The following is a 22758-nucleotide window of genomic DNA, read 5'->3' as shown; positions in this document are numbered from 1 at the left end:
CTCAGGCCTGACGGCACTGTCTGGACAGGGCCTGACGGTCGATGACCTGATAGGTGAAGGATGGCCGGCCGATCTGACCGTAGTGGAAGGCCTCGCTGAGCATGCCGCAGGCCGCGAGATGGCGCAGGTACTTGCGGATGGTCACTCGCGACATGCCGGTGGCAGGCAGCAACGCCTCACTGGTGAAGCTGCCTTCCTCGCGCGGCAGCGCCATGATGGCACTGGCCACCAAGGCAAGTGACGCCGCCGTCACGCCCTTGGGCAGGCGCCCCTCGGGTACCGCGCCCGCAGCGCCGCTGACCAGCCCCTGCACGCCGAAGAGCTGGTCCAGTTGCTGCTGGCTGACTTCACCCTCTAGGCTCTCCAGCTGCTGGCGCCCGCGACGCGCCAGTGCCAACGCCTGCTGAAAACGGGCGAAGCTGAAGGGTTTGACCAGGTAATCGCACACCCCGAGCGCATGTGCACTGCGCACCGTGTCCGCCTCACTGGCGGCGGTGATCAGGATCACCTGGATATCGGGGGCGGCGTGGCGCCTCAGCCATCGCAACACTTCCAGCCCGCTGCGGCTGCGCAGATAGACATCCAGCAGCACCAGGTCCACCGCTTCCTGCGCCAGCACGTCGAGTGCCGTCGCGACATCCTCGCACTGGGCCACCAGGCGCATGCCGTCGATGCGACTGAGGTATTCGACATTGAGACGCATGACCATGGGGTCGTCTTCGACTATCAGCACACGCATGCGCTCTGGCTCCTTCGTTGTGCAAGTTCCGGCCGCAACGCCATCCCGTGATGCGCGGCCCCCTATCAGGGCGCCGCGCCAGTCAGCAGTCGGCAAGGCAGGGTCAGCTCGACCAGGGTACCGCCGCCCGAGGGCGCATAGAGGTGCCATTCGCCCTCGCGCGCGGTCACGATCTCCTGCACCAGCGACAGGCCCAGCCCGCGGCCTTCTCCATGACTGCTCACGCCCGCCATGCGTGCAGTCTGTCTCAGCTCCGTCGGCATGCCGGGGCCGTTGTCCGCCACGCTGATCGACAACTGCGCCTCTGCCGACGGGTCCAGTGATTCCAGCATCAACCCCAGGGTCACAGACGGGGCGTGAGCGTCAGCGCCCACCTCCTCCAGCGCTTCGAAGGCATTGTCGAGCAGATTGCCGATCACGCTGACCAGATCATGACTCAAGCTACGCTCCAGCACCGGAAACTCGGCCTGAGCGCCATCGTCCTGTGACATTCCCCACTCAGCGCAGCGGCCATGATGGCACTCGATCTCCAGCTCGACCGCCAGCGCGATGCCACGCTCGCGAGCCTCGCTGTGCTTGCCGATCAGAAGACCTGCCAGCAGAGGGTCCGCGATGCGCTCGGCGGCTGCGGCATCCGCCGGTAACTCCCGCTCCACCAGCAACGCAAGATAATCGCGCAGACCGGCGAGGTCCTGCATCTGCGTCAGGCCCGACAGCACATGCAGCCGGTTGCGGAACTCATGGCGCGCGGCGCGCAGTGACTCTGCCTGAAGGCGGACGCCGGTCAGCTCCTCGGCGAGGCGCTGCATGCGGTCGTGCTCGCGCAGTACCAGCACGCCGCCCATCAGCAGCTCGCCATCATGCACTCGCTGGCAACGCACCAGCAATCGCCGCCCGCCGTGAGTCACCTGGCGCAAGCGGGCCTCTTCCTGCTCGCTCACCGGCTGGTGCGCGACGAGGCACTCACGCATGCCGGTGTCGGGCAACCAGTCATCAAGGCGCTCGCCCAGCGTCGGCAAGGCCCCCAGCAACTCGCGCGCCGCGGCATTCACCAGCGTGATCCGCCCCTCGGGGTCGACCACGATGATGCCTTCTTCCAGGCTGGCCAGCACCGCCTGATGCTCCTCCACCAGGCGCGCGATGGCCGCCGGCTCCAGTCCCTTGAGCTGCCTGCGCAGATAGCGCGCCAGACCCAGTGCGCCCAGCGTGCCGAACAGCATCAACAAACCTAGTCCGAGCAGCAGCTGGCGCTTCTCATCGGCCAGACGCCGCCCCAGGGAGTCCAGCGTGATCCCGATGGCCACCGCACCGACGACGGCGCGCTCACCGCCCCTGGACGCATTCGCCATGACTGGAACGAAGCTGCGCAGGCTTTCGCCGAGCGTGCCGCGGGATTCGGAGAGGTAGGAGGCACCGGCAAGCGCACGCTGTTCGTCGCCACCCTGGAAGGGCTGCCCGATGCGTGCGGGGTCCGGGTGACTGAGCCGCAGGCCATCCGGGCGCATCACCACGATGAAGTCGACGGCATTCTCCTGACGCAGTCGCTCGATGCGTGCCGCCAGGCGGCTGTCCGCGACAGGAGGCGCAGCCTGCGGCGAGCTGGCCTCGCTCAGGGTAGAACGCACCTCGGGCAGACGCGCGATACGCTGGGCAAGAGCGGCAATGCGCTGGCCCTGGATCTCGCGCTGGGTCCGCTCCAGCTGGGCACTGAAGAGCCAGGCCGCGACCAGCAGGCTGACGATCACCATGCCGGCGGCGAGCAATGAGGTCAGCGCGCTCAGTCCGGGTTGAGAATGCCGCAACATGCCGGACAAGCCATGTGCCCCCTTGGTGGCATGGCCATTCGGCCCGGCGCATGGGCGAGCGGCAGCCGGCGCTTTCATAAGTTTCAAAAGGCTTTCTTTAATTCGCAAAACTTGGCCCTCGGGAGCCACACCGTAAGCTCCCTGTGACGCGCATCCAGTGCGCGAACATGATGTCCCTTCCCCGTCCCAAACGATCCCGCGATGCCACGCCAACGCGTCCGGGCATGACAACAGGTCCTGCAACGACAGAGTGCAGGACAAGGAGCATGCATGACACATTCCTCGCAGACCGCCACGGCCACGCCTGCCGCAGAGTCCCCCTGGCAGAAGACGCGCATCTTCGGCATGTCGCTGCCGATCTTCGCCCTGTCCTTCCTGGTTCTTGTCGCCGCCATCGCCACCGACACCCTGCCTGCGGGCATGATCGGCGCGCTGCTGGTCATGATGATTCTCGGGGAGCTGCTGGGCTTTCTGGGCGACCGCCTGCCGATCATCAACAGCTATCTGGGTGGCGGCGCCATTCTCGCCATCTTCGGTGCCGCAGCGCTGGTCTACAGCGGCTGGCTGCCGCAGGAGGTCACGGCGAATGTCAGTGAGTTCATGAAGGCCGGTGGCTTTCTGAACTTCTACATCGCGGCGCTGATCACCGGCAGCATTCTCGGCATGGACTCCCGCGTGCTGGTCAAGGTCGGGGCCCGCTTCGCGCTGCCGCTGCTGTGCTCGGTGCTGTTCGCGGCGCTCTTCGCGATGCTGGTCGGCTGGGTCATGGGCTTCTCGCCCAAGGATGCCGTCATGGTCATCGCGCTGCCCATCATGGGCGGCGGCATGGGGGCCGGCGCCGTACCGATGAGCCAGATCTACGAGCAGCTGCTGGGGCAACCGGCCAGCTACTATATCTCGATCCTGGTGCCGGCACTGGCCCTGGGCAATGTCTTCGCCATCATCATTGCCGGGCTGCTCAACGGGCTTGGCAAGCGCTTCCCGTCACTGACCGGTGGCGGCCAGATGATGCCGGGCGTCAATGTCCGCGAAGAGAAGAGCACGCCTGACCTGTCCCAGCTGGGCATCGGCATGGTGATTGCCCTGAGCTTCTTCGTCGCCAGCCAGATTCTCGGCAAGGTCATTCCGCTGCACCCCTACGCGCTGATGATCATCGCGGTCGCCGTGCTCAAGTGCGCCAACCTGGTACCGGAGAACATCAATCAAGCCGCCGCCCAATGGTTCCGGTTCGTGGCAGGCAACTGGACCTTCGCGCTGCTGTTCGGCATCGGCGTGGCCTACACCGATCTGGGCCAGGTGATCGATGCCATCACCATCACCTACGTGGTGATCGTGTTCGGTGTCGTCGCCGGTGCCGCCTTCGGTGCGGGTCTGGTGGGCAAGCTGGTCGGCTTCTATCCCATCGAGTCCGCCATCACCGCTGGCCTGTGCATGGCCAACATGGGCGGCACGGGTGACGTCGCCGTACTCTCGGCGGCCAATCGCATGCAGCTGATGCCTTTCGCGCAGATTTCCTCGCGCTTGGGCGGGGCCTTGATTCTGCTGATCTCGAGCCTGGTCGTGCCGATGTGGTTTGCATGATCCGGCGCATCGCCAGACGCCACTAACCGTACCAACTGGTGCAACAACTGGCGCTTCATGAACGACAACGCCCCTGGCCTGTGCCAGGGGCGTTGTCGTTTCCAACCCCGGGGTCAGGGGCAGGGTCAGGGCATGCTCAACACAGCATGACCGCTGGCCGGGCTCAGTCGCCCTCTTCCTCATCGTCCGCCAGCTGGCGACCGAAGGACTGCCACTGTTCCAGCGTCATCACCTCGGTGGATTCGGTGCCGATATCGTGGACGATCAACAGCTTGCCGCGTGACAGCTGGCCTTCCAGCTCCGCGACCCAGCCGGCCATGCCTTCACCGACATCGGTGGTGTCGTAGCCCTGACGGGTGACGAAGGCTTCCAGCAGGGCGCGCCGTGTATCGGCGGGCAGCATGGTCTGCGGTACCTCGATGAAGCGGTCCCGCGGGTCCATCTGATCAAGTGGCATCTGGCTCATGGGTAGCTCCTGTCCATCATCAGGGTGGCGTGACGCCGCCTGCGGTGCATCGTTCAGCGTATCCGTACTCATGCATCCTCTCCCGCGCTGTCTTGCGCACTGTCTTGCGGATTGTCCTGCTGTGCATCAGCACCGGATTCCCATTCGGCCAGGCGCTTCACGAAGGTCTCTTCGTCCAGCACCGTGAGGCCCAGCTGCATGGCTTTCTCGAGCTTGCTGCCCGCTGCCTCGCCGGCGACTACACCGGCGGTCTTCTTCGAGACACTGCCCGCCACCTTGGCGCCCAGCGCCTGCAGACGCGCCTTGCCTTCATCACGCGTCATGCTGTCGAGGCTGCCGGTCAGCACCCAGGTCTGGCCTGCCAGCGGCTGGGGGCGCTCACCGATTTCGACCTCTTCCCAGCTCAGACCACAGGCGAGCAACGCTTCCAGCGTCTCGTTGTTGGTCGGCTGCTGGAAGAAGGTATGGATATGCGCGGCGACGATGGGGCCGACATCTTCCACTGCCTCCAGCGCGGCCTGATCCGCTGCGCGCAGCGCTTCAAGCGTGCCGAAGTGCGTGGCCAGATTCGCGGCGGTGGCTTCACCGACTTCCCGAATGCCGAGGGCGTAGATGAAGCGTGCCAGGGTGGTGTTGCGGCTCTTGTCCAGCGAGGCGACCAGATTGGCGGCGGACTTCTCGCCCATGCGCGGCAGCTCAGCCAGGGTGGCAGCTTCCAGATGGAACAGGTCCGCCGGCGTCTTGACCAGCTCACGTTCGATCAGCTGCTCGATCAGCTTCTCGCCGAGTCCATCGACATCCAGCGCCTTGCGACTGGAGAAGTGCTTGAGGGCTTCCTTGCGCTGCGCGGCGCAGATCAGTCCGCCCGCGCAGCGTGCCACCACCTCGCCTTCGAGGCGCTCGATGTCGGAGCCGCACACCGGGCAGCCGTCCGGCAGCACGATGGCTTCACGGCTGGCACCTTCACTGGCGACCCGCACCACCTGCGGGATGACATCGCCGGCGCGCCGAATGATGACGCTGTCACCGATCTGCACGCCGAGACGCTCCACCTCATCCATGTTGTGCAGTGTGGCGTTGGAGACCACCACGCCGGCGACCTGCACCGGTGCCAGCCGGGCGACCGGTGTCAGCGCGCCAGTGCGTCCGACCTGAAAATCGACGCCTTCCAGGGTGGTTTCCTGCTCCTGCGCCGGGTACTTGTAGGCGATGGCCCAGCGCGGGGCGCGCGCCACGAAGCCCAGTTCACGCTGCAGACGCAGTGCATCGAGCTTGATTACCGCGCCATCGATATCGTGATCGAGGCCATCACGCTGCTCGCCGAGGCGGCGGGTGTAGTCGATGATGCCCTGAGCGCCGCGCACCACCTCAAGCTGCGGGCTGGTACGGAAGCCATAGTCGTTGAGCAGCGCCATCAGACCGGAATGATTCTGGCCGGCCTCGCTGGCGAGCAGCGCATCATCCACCCGCGCGACCTGATAGGCGCAGAATTCCAGCGGACGCGAGGCGGCGATGTTGGAATCCAGCTGGCGCAGGCTGCCGGCGGCGGCATTGCGCGGGTTGGCGAACACCTTGCCATCCTCGTCGCGGCCGCGCGCGTTCAGCGCCTCGAAGCCAGCGTGGCTCATGTAGACCTCGCCGCGCACTTCCAGCAGCTCCGGCAGATCATCACCCCGCAGCTTGAGCGGGATCGAGCGAATGGTGCGCAGATTGGTGGTGATGCCTTCGCCGGTGCGGCCATCGCCGCGCGTCACGCCCTGCACCAGCACGCCATTCTCGTAGATGAGCGACACGGCCAGGCCATCGAGCTTGGGCTCGCAGCAGAAGCTCAGCTCGTCACCCGCATCCTGGGCGTCTCCCAGCTCCAGCGTTTTCGCCGCACGTTGCACGAAGGCGCGCAGCTCATCGTCATCGAAGGCGTTGTTGAGCGACAGCATCGGCACCGCATGCTGCACTTCCTCGAAGCCGCTGGCCGGTGCGGCTCCGACGCGCTGGGTGGGCGATTCCGAGCTGATCAGCTGGGGATATTCGGCTTCCAGCGCCTCGAGACGGCGCAGGCGCGTGTCGTAGTCGGCATCGGTCAGCGTCGGATCATCCAGCACGTAATAGCGGTGGCTGGCCTCAAGCAGCTCGCGATGCAGCTGCGCGACCTCCTCCATCACCTTGGCAGGCACGCCTTCCACCGCGGTCGGTGCAGCGGAGCGGGAAGCGCTCGAGGCGTTGGAATCATCGGCAGGCGCCGAAAACAGATCATCCTGGGCTGACATGACACTCACTCGAAACAGTGGCTCGCCAGCACTGCCAGAAGGCAGCGCTGAGCGACCTGAAAACGGGTGGCGAACCCTCCGACCTGACGCACTCGCAAGAGCTTGCAAAGGCTTGCAGGCGGAGGGGTCGCCTTGATGCTGCCATTGTACTCAATGTGAACGACGGGCCACACATTCAAGCACTCAGGGCGACAGTCGGGGGCTGGCAGGGGCCGTCAGAGGCTGCAAAAGGCCGGCAGGACACGCAAACGCCAACGGCGACCCGAAGGTCGCCGTTGGCGTTCTGGCATGACTGGTCGACTCAGAGAATGGCTGGGGAGTCGATCAGTTGGCCTGGTAGCGATGCAGACGATTGCGACGCTCGAACTCGTGCACCTGCTGGCGCTTGAACTCGATGGTCTGGGCCGTCATCACGCTGTGGTTCTCGTCTTTCAGCTCACCACCCAGACGACGCACCAGCAGCATGGCGATCTCGACCATGGTCTCGAAGGCGGCAGAGGTGTCATCCGCGCCCGGCAGCGGCATCAGGAAGGTGACGCCATCCAGCTGGCTGTCCACCATCTCGGCCGGCTTGAAGATACCCGGCTTGACCACGTTGGCCATCGCGAACTGCAGCGGGCTGTCATCGTCATCTTCCTCGTGGCGCAGGAACAGCCCCATCTCGGAATGACGCAGACCACAGGCCAGCGAGATGCCCAGCACGTCTTCACCACTGAAACCTTCGTCGCCACGCGCCATCACCGAGATGATGATGACTTCACTGGCATCAGCCAGGGTGTCACGTGCGAGCTGGTCATCGACCTGATTGCGTTCGGCACGCAGCACCAGCGGATGACGATCATCCTCGGGCGCTGTGGCATCGGCAGCAGGCGCTGTGGCCGCTTCCAGTGAAGGTTCCTGGCGCTGGGAAGCACTGTCGGCGACATCGGCCGGCTTGCCAGCGGAGGACGCCTCAGTCCTGGCATCCTGACCTTCCTCGATCTCGGCCATCGGCTCGAGATCATCGGCCTGGGTGGAGGAGACGCTGATGCTGTCGTCCTCGGCGGTGATCACCGGCTTCTCATGGAAGTCCTCTTCGCGCGCCGTCTCGGTCTGCTCGCTGGAGGCGCTGCCGAGCACGGGCTCACGATGCGCATCGTCGTGCTCATGCTCATCATCACGCCGTGCGCCCAGACTGGCCGTCACGTCGCGCATCGACTGGCTGGCACGTGCACCGAAGGCAGCCGCACGCTCGCCGAAGCCCTTGCGCTCCGGCGCTTCACGACGCTCCATGGGCTGCGCCGGACGACTCGGTTGCGTCACCCGCGAGGCCTTGATGCCGTGCGCATTGTCGAGCACGACATCTTCCTCGTCCTCGGCATGCGTCTCGGAATCGCCAACCACCCGGTAGCCGCCGTTCGGCAGCTCCCAGTTGTCACGTTCTTCCTCTTCTTCCACCGCGGGATTGCCCGCATCGTCGGTGGAATCCTCTGTACCCGCTCGATCCAGTCGGGGTACTCGACGTTGACGTTGGAGCCTGCGCACACCGTCAACGACGATGATTGCGACCAGCACCAACCCCAACAAGATGAGCCACTCTCTCAATTCCATGGGTCATTAGCCTGTTTGCTTGGGCACCATGCACGTGAACAGCATAGCGCGATTGCAGAAAAAGGGGACATTTTTTCGAATGTCAATCCTGTGGTGGTGACCTGCGCAATCGCCCTTCAATTATCCCTGACTGACACTATGACGCAAACTCGTAGTGCTTTCGATCTCTAGATGCAACACGATCTTGCCAACTAGGCCGCCAAGGCGGCCACTGGCTACCGCGCCGGAGGATGACCTTGCCCTCCTGAACGGCTTTTCCCTCACGCTTCGGCAAGCACGGCAGCTTCTTCTATCCCTACAGAGACAAGGCGCGAGACGCCGGGTTCCTGCATGGTGACACCCATCAGCCGATCTGCCGCTTCCATGGCGATCTTGTTATGGGTGATATAGATGAACTGTACGCTTTCCGACATCTCCTTCACCAGCCTCGCATAGCGTCCGACGTTGGCATCATCCAGCGGTGCATCCACCTCATCGAGCATGCAGAACGGGGCCGGATTGAGCTGGAAGATGGCGAAGACCAGCGCCAGTGCCGTCAGTGCCTTCTCGCCGCCTGACAACAGGTGAATGGTGGAGTTTTTCTTGCCCGGTGGCCGCGCCATGATCGCGACTCCCGTCTCCAGCAAATCATCACCAGTCAGCGTCAACCATGCGGTTCCGCCCCCGAAGATCTTGGGGAAAAGCGCCTGGATTCCGGCATTGACCTTGTCGAAGGTGTCCTTGAAGCGCACCCGTGTTTCCTGGTCAATCTTGCGGATGGCGCGCTCGAGGGTCTCCAGCGCTTCGCTCAGCTCGGCATGCTGGGCTTCCAGATAGTTGCGACGCTCGGCCTGCTGGTCGTATTCCTCGATGGCCGCCAGGTTGATGGCCCCCAGCCGCTTGATGCGTTCGCCGATCTGCTCGAGGTTGTGGCTCCAGGCCGATTCGGTGGCATTGGGGTCCAGCTCGTCCTCGAGCTGCGTGATCGCCGCCTCGTCATAACCCAGTTCCACCAGTTGCTCGTCCTGCGCATCGCCCTTGAGGGTCAGCGCCTGCACCTGCATGCGGCCTTCCTCGAGGCGCTGGCGAATCCCCTCGAGATTGCGCTCATGAGTCTGACGCGCCTGTTCCGCCTGACGCATCTGTTCGACCAATTCATGAGTCTTGTCACGACAGGCGTTGAGCTTGGTTTCCTGATACAGACGTGTCTCGAGCAGCATCTCGAGCTTTTCGCGCTCTTCTTCCTGCGGCAGTGAGGCCTCTTCGCGGCTGGCCTCGAGCATCTCGATGCGCTCGGCGAGCTTCTCGCGCTGCTCGACGGCCCGCATGCGCTGGCCCTGCATGCCGTCACGCTCGGTGGTCAGGCGCTGACGCTCCATGTCGAGACGATTGACCTGCTCGCGCGCGGGCGCCAGCTGGGCACGCAGCCCGGCCAGCGCCTCCTGATGTTCGCGCCGTGAACGCTCCAGCGACTCGCGCGACTGGGCGTTGTTCTCGACCGCCTCCAATGCCTGCTGCCAGCGCTCGCGCGCCTCCTCCAGCGTCAGGGCCTGAGTCTCGCGCGTTTCCGCCAGCTGCTCGAGCTCCTCATCCAGCTCTCGGGCGCGACCATCGACATGCTCCAGGCGGCTGGCGATGCCGGCCTCCTTGAGACTGAGTTCACGCTGGCGCTCGCCCAGCTCGCGCTCTTCGACGCGCAGATGCTCGAGCTGCTGCTCAGCGCCGGCAATCTGTTCGGCGGCTGCGGCCAGACGCGTCTCGATCTCCTCGAGACGCTCATCCAGTGACTCGAGCTCCAGCACGACCTGCTCGAGGCGCGCCCGCTGGGCGATGACGCTATCGGCACGTTCACCGGCCACCTGACGGCGGCTCCAGCCCTGCCCCAACCACAGACCATCCGGCGTCAGCACGCTCTCATGTGCGGCCAGCGAATCACGCCTGGCCCAGGCGGCTGCCTGCGACTCGACACAGTGGATGCTGGCCAGCCAACCGGCCAAGGCATCCGCGCCGCTCACCTGCGCCGCCAGTGTGCCTTCTGGGCGGGCTGCCGCGCTGGACGCCGGCGTGCCATCGACCAGCAACAGCTCGCCGCCGGGCAGCTCATCCATCAGCGTGGCCAGACGCGACGGCTCGCTCGCCGCCAGACGCGCCTTGAGGAAGGGGCCCAGCACCCAGGCACTGGCCGACTCCCACCCCTCGGCGACCTCGAGCCCCTCGGCCAGCGCCGGGGTCTCGGCGAGCCCATGCTGCTCCAGATGGCTCGCCAGGCTGTCATCGTCGTCACGCAGCGCCGCGTCGATCAATGCCTCAAGCGAGGCCTTCTCGCCCTGCAAGACGTTGCGACGCTGGCGCAGCTGATCGCGTTCACCATCCAGCGCCAGACGATCGGCCTGGGCCTGCTCACGGGCTTCATTGGCCTGCTCGCGGCGCGACTCCAGCGATTCGCCGCTGAGCGACAATTCATCGAGCTGCTCGCGCAGCTCCTCGCGGGCTTCACGCAACTCGGCAACATCCGGCAGCTCCGCCAGCTGCTGGCGGCGGCGCTCGCGCTGGCGCTCGGCGTCGGCGATGGCATTCTCGAGCTGCTGGATCTCGCTCTGGGCCCGCTCGGCACCACGCTGGGATTCGTTGTCGGCCTGACTGAAGCGCTCCCACTCGCTCTGGCTGTCCTGGCGGCGTTCTTCGGCCTCCTCCAATGACAGCTCGAGCCCTTCGAGGGTCTCGCGGGCCAGCTCGAGTTCCGGGGCGATGTCTTCCAGGCGCGCATCGATCATCTCGAGGCGCTCGCCGTCCTCGCCCTCGACGCGCTGTATGTCGCTCAGCTCGCGGCGGGCCATCTCGAGGTCCGCCGCCAGCTGCTGCTCACGGGTGCGGGCATGCTCGAGGCTCTGCTCGAGGCGCGCGATCTGGGCGCCGGTCTCATAGAAGGCGGCCTGATGGGTTTCCAGCTCTCCCGCCAGCTCGTCGTGCTGATAGCGCTGCTCTTCCAGCTGGCTCTCGCACTGACGCTGCCCGAGAATCTCGCGCTCGACGCCGGTTTCCAGCTCCGCGACGCGTGACTGCTGCTCGCGCTGCTGCGCACGCAGGCCCCGCCGACGCAGCACGGCCAGCTCGCCCTTGAGGCGGTATTCATCCTGCTTGAGGGTCTGATAGCGCTTGGCGGCCTCGGCCTGACGCTTGAGGCGCTCGAGCTGCTTGTCGAGCTCCTCACGCAGGTCATCCAGGCGCTCCATGTTTTCCTGGGTGCGCTTCATGCGATTCTCGGTCTCGCGGCGGCGCTCCTTGTACTTGGAGATGCCCGCGGCTTCCTCGAGGGTGCTGCGCAGGTCATCCGGGCGCGCCTCGATCAGCTGCGAGATCATGCCCTGACCGATGATGGAGTAGGAGCGCGGCCCGAGGCCGGTGCCGAGGAAGACATCGGCGATATCACGCCGGCGACACTTCTGGCCATTGAGGAAGTAGCCGGACTGGCCATCGCGCGTCACCAGACGCTTGACGGCGATCTCGGCGTACTCGGACCAGGCGCCCCCGAGGCTACCATCGGCATTGTCGAAGGTCAGCTCGATGGAGGCCTGCCCCACCGGCTTGCGTCCGGTGGAGCCATTGAAGATGACGTCCGTCATCGACTCGCCACGCAGATTCTTGGCGCTGGACTCGCCCATCACCCAGCGCACAGCATCGATGACGTTCGATTTCCCGCAGCCGTTGGGGCCGAGAATCGCCGTCATGTTGCTGTCGAAGGGCACGGTGACCGGATCGACGAAGGATTTGAAGCCGACCAGCTTGATCGATTTGAGCCGCATTGCGCCTGGCGCGTCCTTGAGTCTGGAGAAAGAAGGTCTGAAGAAATAAGTTCTGAAGAAATAAGTTCTGGAGAAAGAAGCTCTGACGCAGGAAAACCTGAAATACCGCAGCGTCGCAGGCCTTTCGATAAGAGCCCGCACCGCCACAAGGTAAACATGTCCTTACGACGAGACAGCCGGTCATCGAGGGTATTTTCGAAAAACCAGCGCGCAGTCTACCCAAAAGCGGCGATGGCCCCAACCGGCGCAATGACAAACGAAGCCGTCATCGCGCGGGCCAGGGGCCAATCGCGGCTTACTGAGTGATGCGGTGATCGATGCGCAGTGCCAGCGGCGCCTGTGATGCATCAGTGCCCTTCTCGTCACCGGCGTCAGCACTGCGCGTGACGATGACATTCTCGAGCTTGCCTTCGAGATCCCCCGGCTGGGCCGTCGGCTGCCCGGAAGCGGAGATGCGCGCCACGAGCGTGACGCGCTCGGCCATCGAGAGCCGCGCCATCGGGGCCATGGCATTGTCGTCCGACAGAGTGAGCGTCAGCGGCAGCTTGTCCGCGGTGGTGCGCACCACTGCCAGCGGCGGCAGCTTGCCTTCGCCATCACGTGCCACGATGAACAGGGTCGCCGCTTCGGCACTGACCGGCAGCGCCGCCAGCTGCGCCTCAAGCGCCGGGTCCAGTGACACCTTGAGCGTCAGACGTGCAGCGCCCTCCTTGCTGTCCTGACCAGTCGCAGTGCTCTGAGCCGCCGCGCCTTGATCTGGCGCGACCGAGTTGGCCAGGGCGACCGAGGCATCGACATCACCGGCACTGGCCATGCGCTGGCGCGCGGCCTTGATGCCTTCGCGCAGCGCCTTGGCGGCATCGGGGTTCTCGAAGCCGGCAATCGCCTTGCGCCAGTAATCGATGGCCTCGGGATAGCGGGCATGATCGAAGGCCTCGATCCCGAGCAGGCCGAGTACCGTCGGCTGACGCGGATCGGCCGCCAGCACTTCATCGACCAGAGCCTGGACCTCATCGGTCAGGGTGCGCTGGGCGGCGAAGAACTTGAGCTGCGCCAGCTGCGCGATCAGCGCAGGCACGCGGCCTTCGAGCGCGATCAACGCCTCGAGCGACTGCATGGCCTCATCGAGACGGCCGGCATCGCGGTAGAGCGGGAACAGCGCCATCCACACCTTGGCGTTGTCGGGCTGGGCCTCAGCCTCGGCGCGCAGCCGGGCGATGCGCGCCTCGAAGCTGACAGCATCATGGATCGGCGTGGCGGCAATCGCCTGCGCCAGCGCCAGGTCCCCGCTCGCGCCTTCGCGCTGATACCAGTAGAGCGAGCCTGCCACCATCGCCACCAGCAACACGGGCACCAGCACGCGCCCGCTGCTGGCCGCCTTGAGCGGAGAGCGCTTGAGGGATTCGGCGTCTTCCAGCAGGCTGCGTTCCAGCTCGACCCGCCCTTCCGCCAGCGCCGTGTCATCCAGCTCGCCGCGCGCATGGCCGCGCTCCAGCGAGGCCAGTCGACGCCGATAGACACGCACGTTCTCGGCGCCGAGGCTGTCGTTGTCCTCGAACGCCTGCTGATCGGCATGCACGCGACGCGCCCGCCGCAACGGCAGCAACAACAGCCAGCCGGCAGGAATCAACAGCACGGCAATCGCCAGCCATAACAGGATCATGAGCGCTCCTTGGCAGTGTGTTGCCCAGCGCCGGGCTGCTCATCAACGGCCTGGCGGTGCGTGGCGAGCAATGCCGACAGGCGCGCCTGCTCATCATCATCCAGCGCACGCACTCGCGCACGCCGCCGGGCGCGCACGATCAGGGTCACGACCAGCAAGCCAAGCAGGATCAAAACAGCCGGACCGCCCCACAGCAGCCAGGTGCGCCCATCGAGGCGCGGGTTGTAGAGCACGTACTCGCCAAAGCGCGCGACCATGAAATTCTGGATCTCGCTGTCGCTGCGGCCGTCCTTGAGCAGGTCCGCCACGTTCTGACGCATGTCACCGGCGATGGGGGAGTCCGAGTCACCGATCGCCTGGTTCTGGCACTTGGGGCAGCGCAGCGCGGCGGTCAGGCTGTCGTAGCGCTTCTGCAGCACCGGGTTGTCGAACTGATGCATCTCGATGGCGGCCTGCGCCTTGCCGGCTGACAGCCAGGCAAGAAACATCAGCACCACCAGCGCCTGCACCAGCGGGATGGCGAAACTCCTGAGCACGGATTTCATGAGCTGGCCTCCTCATCGGGCGTGCTGGCTGCGTCAGTCGCTGGCTCTGCAATGCGCTCCAGCGTCGGCAGGATGACGTCGCGGACATCTTCGGGGCGGATGTAGCCGGTGTGGTGATAGCGGATCACGCCCTCGGCATCGACCAGGAAGGTTTCCGGTGCCCCATAGACGCCGAGATCAAAGCCCAGGGTGCCGTCGGGGTCGAACAGATTGACGCTGAACGGGTTGCCGAATTCCTCCAGGAACTGGCGGCCCTTGGCGCGGGTGTCCTTGTAGTCGACGCCGACCATGTGCACGCCCCGCTCGGCGAGATCCAGCAGCTGCGGCATCTCGTGCTTGCAGGTCGGGCACCACTCGCCCCAGACATTGACGAGGCTGACCTGCCCCTTGAGCAGCGAAGCATCGAGGCGCGCCTGCGGATCACTCAAGGTGCTGAGCGAGAATTCGGGAAAGGGCCGCGACAGCAGCGCGGAGTCCCGTGCGTAGGGGTCATCATCGAGGCGCTGGTAGAGGAAGGCACCCAGCCCCACCACGACCACCAGCGGCACGAACAGCACCAGACGACGAACATTCATGGGCGAGCCTCCTGTGTGACGAGGGTGCGGGTGTCAGACGCCGTGCTGGCCTCGACACGGCGGCGATAACGGCGATCCAGCACGGCGATCACGCCGCCCGCCCCCATCAGCAGGGCGCCCAGCCACAGCCAGCGCACGAAGGGTTTGACCTGGATGCGTACCGCCCAGCTGTCGTCATCCAGCTTCTCGCCCATGGCGACGTAGAGGTCACGCGTGAAGCCGGCATCGAGCGCGGTCTCGGTCATCGGCATGCCGCTGGCCAGGAACAGACGCTTCTCGGGATGCAGTGTCGTCACCGCCTTGCCATCACGGCTGACCTCCACCGTGGCGCGGTCCGACAGGTAGTTGGGGCCACGATATTCGCCAAGTTCTGTCATGCGGAACTGATAGCCGCCCACGCTGACTTCCTTGCCCTGCACCATGCGCACGTTATCGGCGACCTCGGTATTGGAGACCAGCGTCACGCCGACGATGGTCACCGCCAGCCCCAGATGCGCCAGCTGCATGCCCCAGTAGCTGGGCGTGAGGCGCTTGAGCCCCGCCCAGCGACCCGCCTTCGAGGCACTCTTGTCCCACAGGTCGCGCAGCAGCGGCAGCACCACCCACAGCGCGATGACCAGCCCGAGCGCCACCGAGAAGCTCCACTCGATATCCAGCGTCAGCGGCAGCAGGCCGCCGATGACGAGTGCCGCGCAGCCGGCCAGCGCCAGGCGACGCGTAAGCTCGCGGCCCGGCATCTGCTTCCAGCGCGAGGCCGGCCCGAGGCCCATGAAGGCACACAGCAGGGTGGTCAGCGGCACGAACAGCGCATTGAAGTACGGCGGGCCCACCGAGATCTTGCCCAGCCCCAGCGAATCCAGCACCAGCGGATAGAGGGTACCCAGCAGCACGGTGACCATCATCACCAGCAGCACGAGATTGTTGACCAGCAGGAAGGCATCCCGCGACAGCCAGTGAAAGCCCAGCGTCGAACGCACGCGCGGCGCGCGCAGCGCGAACAGCAGCAGCGAGCCACCGACGGTGATGCCGAGCAGCACCAGAATGAACAGCCCGCGATCGGGGTCGCTGGCGAAGGCGTGCACCGAGGTCAGTACGCCGGAGCGCACCAGGAAGGTACCCAGCAGTGACAGCGAGAAGGCGAAGATCGACAGCAGTACCGTCCAGCTCTTGAAGGCGCCGCGCTTCTCGGTGACCGCCAGCGAGTGGATCAGGGCGGTACCGGCCAACCACGGCATCAAGGAGGCGTTCTCCACCGGGTCCCAGAACCACCAGCCGCCCCAGCCGAGCTCGTAGTAGGCCCACCAGCTGCCCAGCGCGATGCCGACGGTGAGGAAGGCCCAGGCGATGTTGGTCCAGGGGCGCGCCCAGCGTGCCCAGGCGGCATCGAGACGCCCGCCCATCAGTGCCGCCATCGCGAACGCGAACGCCACCGAGAAGCCCACGTAGCCCATGTAGAGCATGGGCGGATGGATGATCAGCCCGATGTCCTGCAGCAGCGGATTGAGGTCCGCGCCGTCAGCCGGCATGTCCGGCAGCAGGCGCGCGAAAGGATTGGAGGTCAGCAGCACGAAGGCCATGAAGCCGGTGGAGATCAGCCCCATGATGCCCAGCACCCGTGCCAGCATGTCGCGCGGCAGATGGCGCGCGCCCAGCGAGACGGCAAAGCCCCAGCCGGCCAGTATCATGCTCCACAGCAGCACCGAGCCCTCATGGCTGCCCCATACGGCGCTGAACTTGAAGTACCACGGCAGCTGGCTGTTGGAGTTGTTGGCGATGTAGGCGACGCTGAAATCATCCAGCAGGAAGCTCGCGGTCAGGCAGGCATAGGCGATCAGCACGAACAGGAACTGCCCCCAGGCCATCGGCTGGGCGAAGCTCATCCACAGCGGACGGCGCGTACTGGCCCCCGCCAGCGGTACGACCGCCTGCACACAGGCCAGACAGGCGCCCAGAATCAGCGCGAAGTGGCCGATTTCCGGCAACAGTTGCGTCACCATCACGGGGTCTCCTGCGGATCGAGCGCGGCCTTGGCTGCGCTGCTGTCGCTGGTCAGGTTGCCCGTCCTGTTACCAGACACATCACGCCCGGAGGCCTTGAGTGCATCGGTCACCTCCGGCGGCATGTACTTCTCGTCATGCTTGGCCAGCACCTCGCTGGCCTCGAGATGCTCACCATCGAAGGTTCCCATCACCACCACGCCCTGCCCTTCACGGAACAGGTCCGGCAGGATGCCCTGATAATGCACCGTCACGTCATGATCGAAATCCGTGACGGTGAAGATGGCATCCAGCGTCTCGTTGTCGCGCCTGACACTGCCATCACGCACCATGCCGCCCGCACGGATCTGCCGCCCCTGGGGCGCTTCGCCACTGGCGATCTGCGTCGGGGTATAGAAGGCGTTGATGTTGGCGCGCAGGGCATAGAGGGTCAGGCCCACCGCGAGGGCGGCCAGCAGCACGATGGCCGTGACGATATACAGGCGCTGCTTGCGTTTGGGAGTCATGGTCAGGGCTCGATCAGGGCAAGGGACGGTCAAGCCTCTCGCGGTCAGCGGGACAACCGCCGCGGGAGGCAGAAAACAGATTCAATCACGAGAGCTGTGGCGCGAAGCCTGATGTGACGAACGATGCGAAGCGCGGTGTGAAGCAGGGTGCGAAGAATGACGGGAAGCATCACGACGCAGGCGGCGACGGATATCCGACTCCAGCGCGCGACGCGACAGCCGCGTGGCGATCACCAGCCCCACCAGACACGCCGCCGTCAGCCCCCAGGCCGACCACACATACAGCGCATGGCCGCCCATGGCGAAGAACTCGCTGACACTCGAGAAGGCGATGCCCGGCAGGTTCATGATTTATCCCCTTCTGCCGCGACCACCGCAGCATCGGGGCGCGCACGCGAAGACGGACTCAGCAGATCACGCACCCACTGCTTGCGACTCTCGCGCCTCAGCACCTCGACCCGCGTGCGCATCAGCACCAGCGCGCCGAACAGGGCGTAGAAGCCGATCACCATCATCAGCAAGGGGATCCACATGCTGGCCGGCATCGGCGGCGCTTCGCTGAGCGTGAAGGTGGCCGGTTGATGCAGTGTGCTCCACCAGTCCACCGAATACTTGATGATCGGGATGTTGACCATGCCGACCAGCGCCAAGATCGAGGCCGCGCGCGAACCGCTGTCACGGCTGGCGAAGGAGCCACGCAGCACGATCACGCCCAGATACAGGAACAGCTGGATCAGCATCGAGGTCAGCCGGGCATCCCAGATCCACCAGGTGCCCCAGGTGGGAATGCCCCACACCGAGCCGGAAAACAGCGCCAGCGCCGTCATCAGGGCACCGACGGGCGCGGCGGCCGTGGCGACCATGTCCGCCAGCTTGATCTTCCACACCAGGAAGATGAGCGCGCACACCGCCAGCAGCATGAAGCATGACTGGGCGAGAATCGCCGCCGGCACATGCACATAGATGATGCGGAAGCTGTTGCCCTGCTGGTAGTCGGCGGGCGCGAAGGCCAGCCCCCAGACACTGCCGGCCACCAGCGAGATGATGGCCAGGGCCCAGAACCATGGCAGCCAGCGCTGGCTGGCCGCGAAGAAGGTCGCCGGTGCGCCCATGCGATGCAGCCACGGCCATAGCCCGCCCTTGCGGGGGCGAACCTTGCGGGCAGGCGCTTGCGGAGAGTCGGAGTCGGCGGTCACACGGGCCTCTTGTCAGGGGCAATGAAGAGCCTTGCGAATGCCCGAGAATGCTCGGGCAGCGTCATGCAGTTCTTGATCGGGCTAGCCATTGATGCTCAGCCTGAGTCCGGCGGCGATGGCGAGCGGTGCCAGCAGCAGGGCCAGCGCCAGCATCGCGCCCAGAATGGCCAGATGGGCCAGACTGGGCATGCCGTTGACGGCGCTCTGTACGGCGCCGGCACCGAAGATCAGCACCGGAATGTACAACGGCAGGATGATCAGCGAGAGCAGCACCCCGCCGCGCCGCAGCCCCACCGTGAGTGCCGCACCGATCGCGCCGATCAATGACAGACTCATGCTGCCCAGCGCCAGCGAGGCGATCAACACGCCAAAGGCGCCGCTCGGCAGCCCCAGCATCACGCCCAGCAAGGGTGCCATCAGCGCCAGCGGCAGGCCGGTCAGCAGCCAGTGGCCCGCCACCTTGGCCAGCACCAGCAACGGCAATGGCTGCGGCGTCAGCAGCAGTTGCTCGAGGCTGCCGTCCTCCAGATCCTGCCGGAACAGACCGTCCAGTGACAGCAGCGTCGCCAGCAATGCCGCCACCCACAGCAGGCCCGGTGCCAGCGTCGCCAGCAGCGCCTTGTCCGGTGAGATGCCCAGCGGAAACAGCGTGATCACCAGGGCGAAGAACACCAGCGGATTGATCAGCTCACTGCGTCGGCGCAGCGCCTGACGCAGATCGCGCGCGAGGGTCGCCTTGAAGGCACCGGCCAGCGAGCTGGTGGGCGGGGCCTCGGGCAGTGCCGTCAGCAGATCATGGTTCATGCCGAGGCGCCTTGTATCGAGGCTGTGTCTTTCCCGCCCATGCCCTGCTCTGAACCCTGTTCGGCCTTCTCCCCTTCCTTCGCGCCCAGGCATAGGCGGCGCAAGCGCGAGGCCTGCGAGAAGCGATGATGGGTCGTCATCACCACACTGCCCCCACGCTGGGCGTGAGCCAGCAGCAATGCCTCCAGTGCCTGAACACCATCACGATCAATGGCGGTGAAGGGCTCATCGAGCACCCACAGCTGGCGTGGCGTCAGATGCAGCCGCGCCAGCGCGATACGTCGCTGCTGGCCGGCGGACAGCTGCTGGGCAGGCACATCCTCGAAACCGGCCAGCCCCACGGCGTCCAGCGCCGCCCAGGCGAGCTCGCGGCGGGCCTCTGCCTTCGCCTGCGGTTGACCGCCCAGCGCCTGATACCAGGCAAGGTTTTCCAAGGCGGTCAGGGTGCCCTTGATGCCGGGCTGGTGACCCAGATAGAGCAGTGAGCCCAGAAAGTCGTCACGCACCCGCGAGGTGGCCTGGCCGCGCCACAGCACCTCGCCCTCGTAGTCATGGAACTGACCGGACAGAATCTTGAGCAGGGTCGTCTTGCCACTGCCATTGGGGCCCTCGACCTGCAGGATCTCTCCCGCATGCAGCGAAAGATCCAGCCCCTCGAACAGCCAGCGCTCGTCACGCTCACAGCCGAGCGCCACGACCGCCAACAGAGGCGGCGCGCTACAGACTTCATCGCTGGCAGGCAAGCTGGGCATCCCGGATTCTCGCGGCTGAGCCGTCGCGGAGTGCGACATCAAGGGCTGACCTCAAGGGTCACTGCGAGCCATTCTACGAGCTGAGGTCGACACTGACCACCGAGCAGCCGATCGCCTGGCCTCGCAGCCCCGCCATGACGGGCAGTCAAGCACTCGAGAAATATATCAGCGACATGTGGTGCACATTCATACGACACACTTTCGCTGGATTGGCGCCAGTCGATCCGCTCACCTCTTGCCACTTCGCGAGAGCTTGCTATGATGCAGACACTGTATACAAAAACAGTATCCATACAGTACCTTCATCACACGCCTGCCGAGTGCAGGCACAGACTGATCGGGTCGGCTCAACGCGTTGTCAGCATGTTCGCGGAGCCTAGCAGGCGACAGATGAACTCAGCCTGACGACCCTCCACGCTGCACCGCAGGCCGACGCACCATCCGCGCCGACCGCACGGCATCAGGGGATAGCTCATGTCACGTCTTCACGCTCCGCACTACCTTCAGCGTCTTCACAACCTGCCGCTCAATGACCAGGCCTGGCAGGAAATCACCGCCAGCGACATGATGGATATCCCGCTGCTCGGCAACATCACGGCCGGCATGCCCATCGAAGCCATCGCCGACTGCGGTACGGTTGCCGTGCCGACGCGCATGGTGCGCCGCAACACCTACGCCCTGCGCGTGCGCGGCCATTCGATGATCAACTGCAATATCCATGATGGCGACATCATCATCATCGAACGCAGCGAAAGCGCCGAGAACGGCGAGACCGCCGTGGTGATGATCAACCAGCAGGAAGTGACGCTGAAGAAGCTGTATATCGAGAAGACCGGCGTGCGCCTGCAACCGGCCAACGACAGCATGGCCCCCATCTATCTCAAGAATGCCGATATCGAAGTGCTGGGCATGGTGATGGGCGTGGTGCGCGGCAATGCCGTCACTCACTGAGGGCGACGCTTTGGTAAGATGGTGCCATGACCTATCTGATACCGGCACTGGCGCCCGAGGCGCATCATGAACACAGCATCGAGATCGAGAAGAGCCGCTTCATCGCCTGGCTGGCCCATGCCCCGACGCCAGAAGGCATGACGCGGCTGCTGGCTCAGGCGCATCTCGCCCACCCCAACGCACGCCATCACTGCACGGCGTTCATCGCCGGGGCACCCAATGAGCAGAATGCCATCGGCTTCTCCGATGATGGCGAGCCGGGCGGCACTGCTGGCAGGCCGATGTATCAGGTGCTCGAAGGCAGTGGCGTCGGCCAGGTGGCCTGTGTGGTGATCCGCTACTTCGGCGGTATCAAGCTGGGTACCGGTGGCCTGGCGCGGGCATACAGCCGCGCGGTGCTCGAGGCCCTCGAGCACCTGCCCACCACGACCTTCACACCGCGCACACCCAGGCGCCTGAAGGTCGGCTTCGCCCATGAAGCCGATGTTCGCCACTGGTTGAGCGGCTACGATGTGCCGGTGGATGCCAGCGACTATGGTGCCGATGGCGTGGTGTTGACGGCGGGCTGGCCGCAAGGTGGCGCCCAGCCGCCGCTGGAAGAACTGCATGCGCGCCTCAAGGGAGCGCTGGAAGTGCTCGATTCCCGCGACTGATCTGCACCAGCGACTGACTGGCGCCAGCGCCTCCCTTTGGCTCTCCACAAACACGAACGCCATCGCCACCCCTTGTCCGGGCGGCGATGGCGTTCGTGTTTTCACTTCTCTCAGCGGAACTGCAGGGCTTCCACCTGATTGGCGATGGCTGCCTTGGCCTCGGCCAGCGAGGCGGCCCGGGGCTCATCGCCCATGCTGAGGCCTTCGGCATACACGAAGTGCTGATCCGTGATACCCATCAGCCCGAGCATGGATTTCAGGTGCGGTGTCTGGGAATCCATTTCAGTGCCCGCGTACATGCCGCCACGCGCCGCCAGTACCAGCGCCTGCTTGCCTTCCAGCAGGCCCACCGGCCCTTTCTCGGTATAGCGGAAGGTCTCGCCGGCACGCAGCACCCGGTCGAACCACGCCTTCATCTGCGTCGGCAGGCCCAGATTGTAGAGCGGTGCCGCAACGACCAGCAGGTCTGCCGCTCTCAGCTCGGCCAGAAAACCATCGGACAGTGCGGCGAGCTTGCGTTGCTCGGCGCTACGCTCATCCGCCGGCGTCATCCAGGCCTGCATTTCCGCGCCATCGAGATGCGGCAGGTCACGCTCGACCAGATCATGATGCGTCAGCTGAAATGGCTGCCCGGAGGCCTCGAGCGCACTGACGAAGGATGAGGCCAGCGCACGTGAATTGCCCTTGTCGGCGAACAGGGAAGCAGACACCAGCAGGACATTGAGCGAAGCTTTTGACATGTGGAAGGTCTCCATGAAAGTGAGGCGCGATCCTGTCGACGGTGTTCGACCCGATCCGCATGCACAGCATGATAAATGAACCATTCCACACGAAAAGCGACTTAAATCGCCCATATCATTCGAAAAAATCGAATAATTAGTCAGTC

The 22758-nt window shown here is 65.1% G+C and carries 19 protein-coding genes; 3 read left to right on the top strand and 16 right to left on the bottom strand.

Features of this window, described 5'->3' with window-relative positions:
- Position 1 precedes the first annotated feature (1 nt).
- Both H2O77_RS01880 and H2O77_RS01875 read right to left on the bottom strand, forming a co-directional pair.
- The gene (locus H2O77_RS01880; RefSeq protein WP_043333708.1) at positions 2-739 is read right to left on the bottom strand and encodes a response regulator; all 738 of its coding nucleotides are present in this window, start codon (positions 737-739) and stop codon (positions 2-4) included.
- Positions 740-804: 65 nt separating this feature from the next.
- Entirely contained in the window at positions 805-2622 is a 1818-nt protein-coding gene (locus H2O77_RS01875; RefSeq protein WP_240548775.1) for a sensor histidine kinase, read from the bottom strand.
- 192 nt (positions 2623-2814) lie between these two features.
- Between H2O77_RS01875 and H2O77_RS01870 the strand changes: the two genes are divergently transcribed.
- Complete coding sequence (locus H2O77_RS01870; RefSeq protein ID WP_043333707.1) at positions 2815-4125, top strand: 2-hydroxycarboxylate transporter family protein; 1311 nt, start codon at positions 2815-2817, stop codon at positions 4123-4125.
- A 163-nt stretch (positions 4126-4288) separates the two neighbouring features.
- Here H2O77_RS01870 and H2O77_RS01865 read toward each other — a convergent pair whose 3' ends face one another.
- From H2O77_RS01865 to ccmA, 13 genes are all read right to left on the bottom strand, one after another.
- Entirely contained in the window at positions 4289-4567 is a 279-nt protein-coding gene (locus H2O77_RS01865; RefSeq protein WP_043333752.1) for a YheU family protein, read from the bottom strand.
- 92 nt (positions 4568-4659) lie between these two features.
- Positions 4660-6750, bottom strand: a complete 2091-nt coding sequence (gene ligA / locus H2O77_RS01860; RefSeq protein WP_240548774.1) for an NAD-dependent DNA ligase LigA — start codon at positions 6748-6750, stop codon at positions 4660-4662.
- A 432-nt stretch (positions 6751-7182) separates the two neighbouring features.
- Complete coding sequence (locus H2O77_RS01855) at positions 7183-8295, bottom strand: cell division protein ZipA C-terminal FtsZ-binding domain-containing protein (protein ID WP_240548675.1); 1113 nt, start codon at positions 8293-8295, stop codon at positions 7183-7185.
- Between the two features lie 413 nt (positions 8296-8708).
- Positions 8709-12230, bottom strand: a complete 3522-nt coding sequence (gene smc, locus H2O77_RS01850) for a chromosome segregation protein SMC (protein WP_215823775.1) — start codon at positions 12228-12230, stop codon at positions 8709-8711.
- A gap of 295 nt (positions 12231-12525) precedes the next feature.
- Entirely contained in the window at positions 12526-13893 is a 1368-nt protein-coding gene (ccmI, locus tag H2O77_RS01845) for a c-type cytochrome biogenesis protein CcmI (RefSeq protein WP_215823774.1), read from the bottom strand.
- Positions 13890-14381, bottom strand: a complete 492-nt coding sequence (locus H2O77_RS01840; protein ID WP_192838727.1) for a cytochrome c-type biogenesis protein — start codon at positions 14379-14381, stop codon at positions 13890-13892. The genes ccmI and H2O77_RS01840 overlap by 4 nt, the downstream gene beginning before the upstream one ends.
- A gap of 53 nt (positions 14382-14434) precedes the next feature.
- Positions 14435-15013 (bottom strand): DsbE family thiol:disulfide interchange protein, encoded by a 579-nt coding sequence (locus H2O77_RS01835; RefSeq protein ID WP_215823773.1) that lies wholly within the window; start codon positions 15011-15013, stop codon positions 14435-14437.
- The gene (locus H2O77_RS01830) at positions 15010-17010 is read right to left on the bottom strand and encodes a heme lyase CcmF/NrfE family subunit (protein ID WP_276315237.1); all 2001 of its coding nucleotides are present in this window, start codon (positions 17008-17010) and stop codon (positions 15010-15012) included. Before H2O77_RS01830 ends, H2O77_RS01835 begins: the two co-directional genes overlap by 4 nt.
- Complete coding sequence (gene ccmE, locus H2O77_RS01825; protein ID WP_213113724.1) at positions 17010-17516, bottom strand: cytochrome c maturation protein CcmE; 507 nt, start codon at positions 17514-17516, stop codon at positions 17010-17012. Before ccmE ends, H2O77_RS01830 begins: the two co-directional genes overlap by 1 nt.
- Positions 17517-17597: 81 nt before the next feature.
- The gene (gene ccmD / locus H2O77_RS01820; protein ID WP_240548674.1) at positions 17598-17864 is read right to left on the bottom strand and encodes a heme exporter protein CcmD; all 267 of its coding nucleotides are present in this window, start codon (positions 17862-17864) and stop codon (positions 17598-17600) included.
- Complete coding sequence (locus tag H2O77_RS01815) at positions 17861-18628, bottom strand: heme ABC transporter permease (protein ID WP_215824450.1); 768 nt, start codon at positions 18626-18628, stop codon at positions 17861-17863. Before H2O77_RS01815 ends, ccmD begins: the two co-directional genes overlap by 4 nt.
- A 165-nt stretch (positions 18629-18793) precedes the next feature.
- Positions 18794-19516, bottom strand: a complete 723-nt coding sequence (gene ccmB, locus H2O77_RS01810) for a heme exporter protein CcmB (protein ID WP_215823772.1) — start codon at positions 19514-19516, stop codon at positions 18794-18796.
- Entirely contained in the window at positions 19513-20268 is a 756-nt protein-coding gene (gene ccmA / locus H2O77_RS01805; protein ID WP_215823771.1) for a cytochrome c biogenesis heme-transporting ATPase CcmA, read from the bottom strand. The genes ccmB and ccmA overlap by 4 nt, the downstream gene beginning before the upstream one ends.
- Before the next feature lie 474 nt (positions 20269-20742).
- On the opposite strand from ccmA, the gene H2O77_RS01800 reads away from it, so the two are divergent.
- Together H2O77_RS01800 and H2O77_RS01795 are read left to right on the top strand one after the other, a co-directional pair.
- Positions 20743-21219, top strand: coding sequence for a LexA family transcriptional regulator (locus H2O77_RS01800; protein ID WP_043333703.1), 477 nt, complete (start codon positions 20743-20745; stop codon positions 21217-21219).
- A 26-nt stretch (positions 21220-21245) separates the two neighbouring features.
- On the top strand, positions 21246-21872 hold the full coding sequence (locus H2O77_RS01795; protein WP_043333702.1) for a YigZ family protein: 627 nt from the start codon (positions 21246-21248) through the stop codon (positions 21870-21872).
- A gap of 110 nt (positions 21873-21982) precedes the next feature.
- Here H2O77_RS01795 and H2O77_RS01790 read toward each other — a convergent pair whose 3' ends face one another.
- Positions 21983-22612, bottom strand: a complete 630-nt coding sequence (locus H2O77_RS01790; protein WP_043333701.1) for an NAD(P)H-dependent oxidoreductase — start codon at positions 22610-22612, stop codon at positions 21983-21985.
- Positions 22613-22758 lie beyond the last annotated feature (146 nt).

This window comes from Cobetia sp. 4B (assembly GCF_018831605.1).
Taxonomy (GTDB): Bacteria; Pseudomonadota; Gammaproteobacteria; order Pseudomonadales; family Halomonadaceae; genus Cobetia; species Cobetia amphilecti.
Note: the sequence above shows the minus strand (reverse complement) of the source record. Positions and strands in the feature narration are given on the sequence as shown.

Bases quoted from the DNA above. Each gene is read 5' to 3' on its own strand.
- H2O77_RS01840 (WP_192838727.1), bottom strand. From the start codon at position 14,381: ATGTTTCTTGCCTGGCTGTCAGCCGGCAAGGCGCAGGCCGCCATCGAG.
- smc (WP_215823775.1), bottom strand. From the start codon at position 12,230: ATGCGGCTCAAATCGATCAAGCTGGTCGGCTTCAAATCCTTCGTCGAT.
- H2O77_RS01875 (WP_240548775.1), bottom strand. From the start codon at position 2,622: ATGAAAGCGCCGGCTGCCGCTCGCCCATGCGCCGGGCCGAATGGCCAT.
- ccmI (WP_215823774.1), bottom strand. From the start codon at position 13,893: ATGATCCTGTTATGGCTGGCGATTGCCGTGCTGTTGATTCCTGCCGGC.
- H2O77_RS01880 (WP_043333708.1), bottom strand. From the start codon at position 739: ATGCGTGTGCTGATAGTCGAAGACGACCCCATGGTCATGCGTCTCAAT.
- ccmA (WP_215823771.1), bottom strand. From the start codon at position 20,268: ATGCCCAGCTTGCCTGCCAGCGATGAAGTCTGTAGCGCGCCGCCTCTG.
- H2O77_RS01870 (WP_043333707.1), top strand. From the start codon at position 2,815: ATGACACATTCCTCGCAGACCGCCACGGCCACGCCTGCCGCAGAGTCC.
- H2O77_RS01835 (WP_215823773.1), bottom strand. From the start codon at position 15,013: ATGAATGTTCGTCGTCTGGTGCTGTTCGTGCCGCTGGTGGTCGTGGTG.
- ccmD (WP_240548674.1), bottom strand. From the start codon at position 17,864: ATGAACCTGCCGGGCATCGCCTTCTCGAGTGTCAGCGAGTTCTTCGCC.
- H2O77_RS01790 (WP_043333701.1), bottom strand. From the start codon at position 22,612: ATGTCAAAAGCTTCGCTCAATGTCCTGCTGGTGTCTGCTTCCCTGTTC.
- H2O77_RS01795 (WP_043333702.1), top strand. From the start codon at position 21,246: ATGACCTATCTGATACCGGCACTGGCGCCCGAGGCGCATCATGAACAC.
- ligA (WP_240548774.1), bottom strand. From the start codon at position 6,750: ATGGAGGAGGTCGCGCAGCTGCATCGCGAGCTGCTTGAGGCCAGCCAC.
- ccmB (WP_215823772.1), bottom strand. From the start codon at position 19,516: ATGAACCATGATCTGCTGACGGCACTGCCCGAGGCCCCGCCCACCAGC.
- H2O77_RS01830 (WP_276315237.1), bottom strand. From the start codon at position 17,010: ATGGTGACGCAACTGTTGCCGGAAATCGGCCACTTCGCGCTGATTCTG.
- ccmE (WP_213113724.1), bottom strand. From the start codon at position 17,516: ATGACTCCCAAACGCAAGCAGCGCCTGTATATCGTCACGGCCATCGTG.
- H2O77_RS01815 (WP_215824450.1), bottom strand. From the start codon at position 18,628: ATGGGCGCACCGGCGACCTTCTTCGCGGCCAGCCAGCGCTGGCTGCCA.
- H2O77_RS01800 (WP_043333703.1), top strand. From the start codon at position 20,743: ATGTCACGTCTTCACGCTCCGCACTACCTTCAGCGTCTTCACAACCTG.
- H2O77_RS01865 (WP_043333752.1), bottom strand. From the start codon at position 4,567: ATGGACCCGCGGGACCGCTTCATCGAGGTACCGCAGACCATGCTGCCC.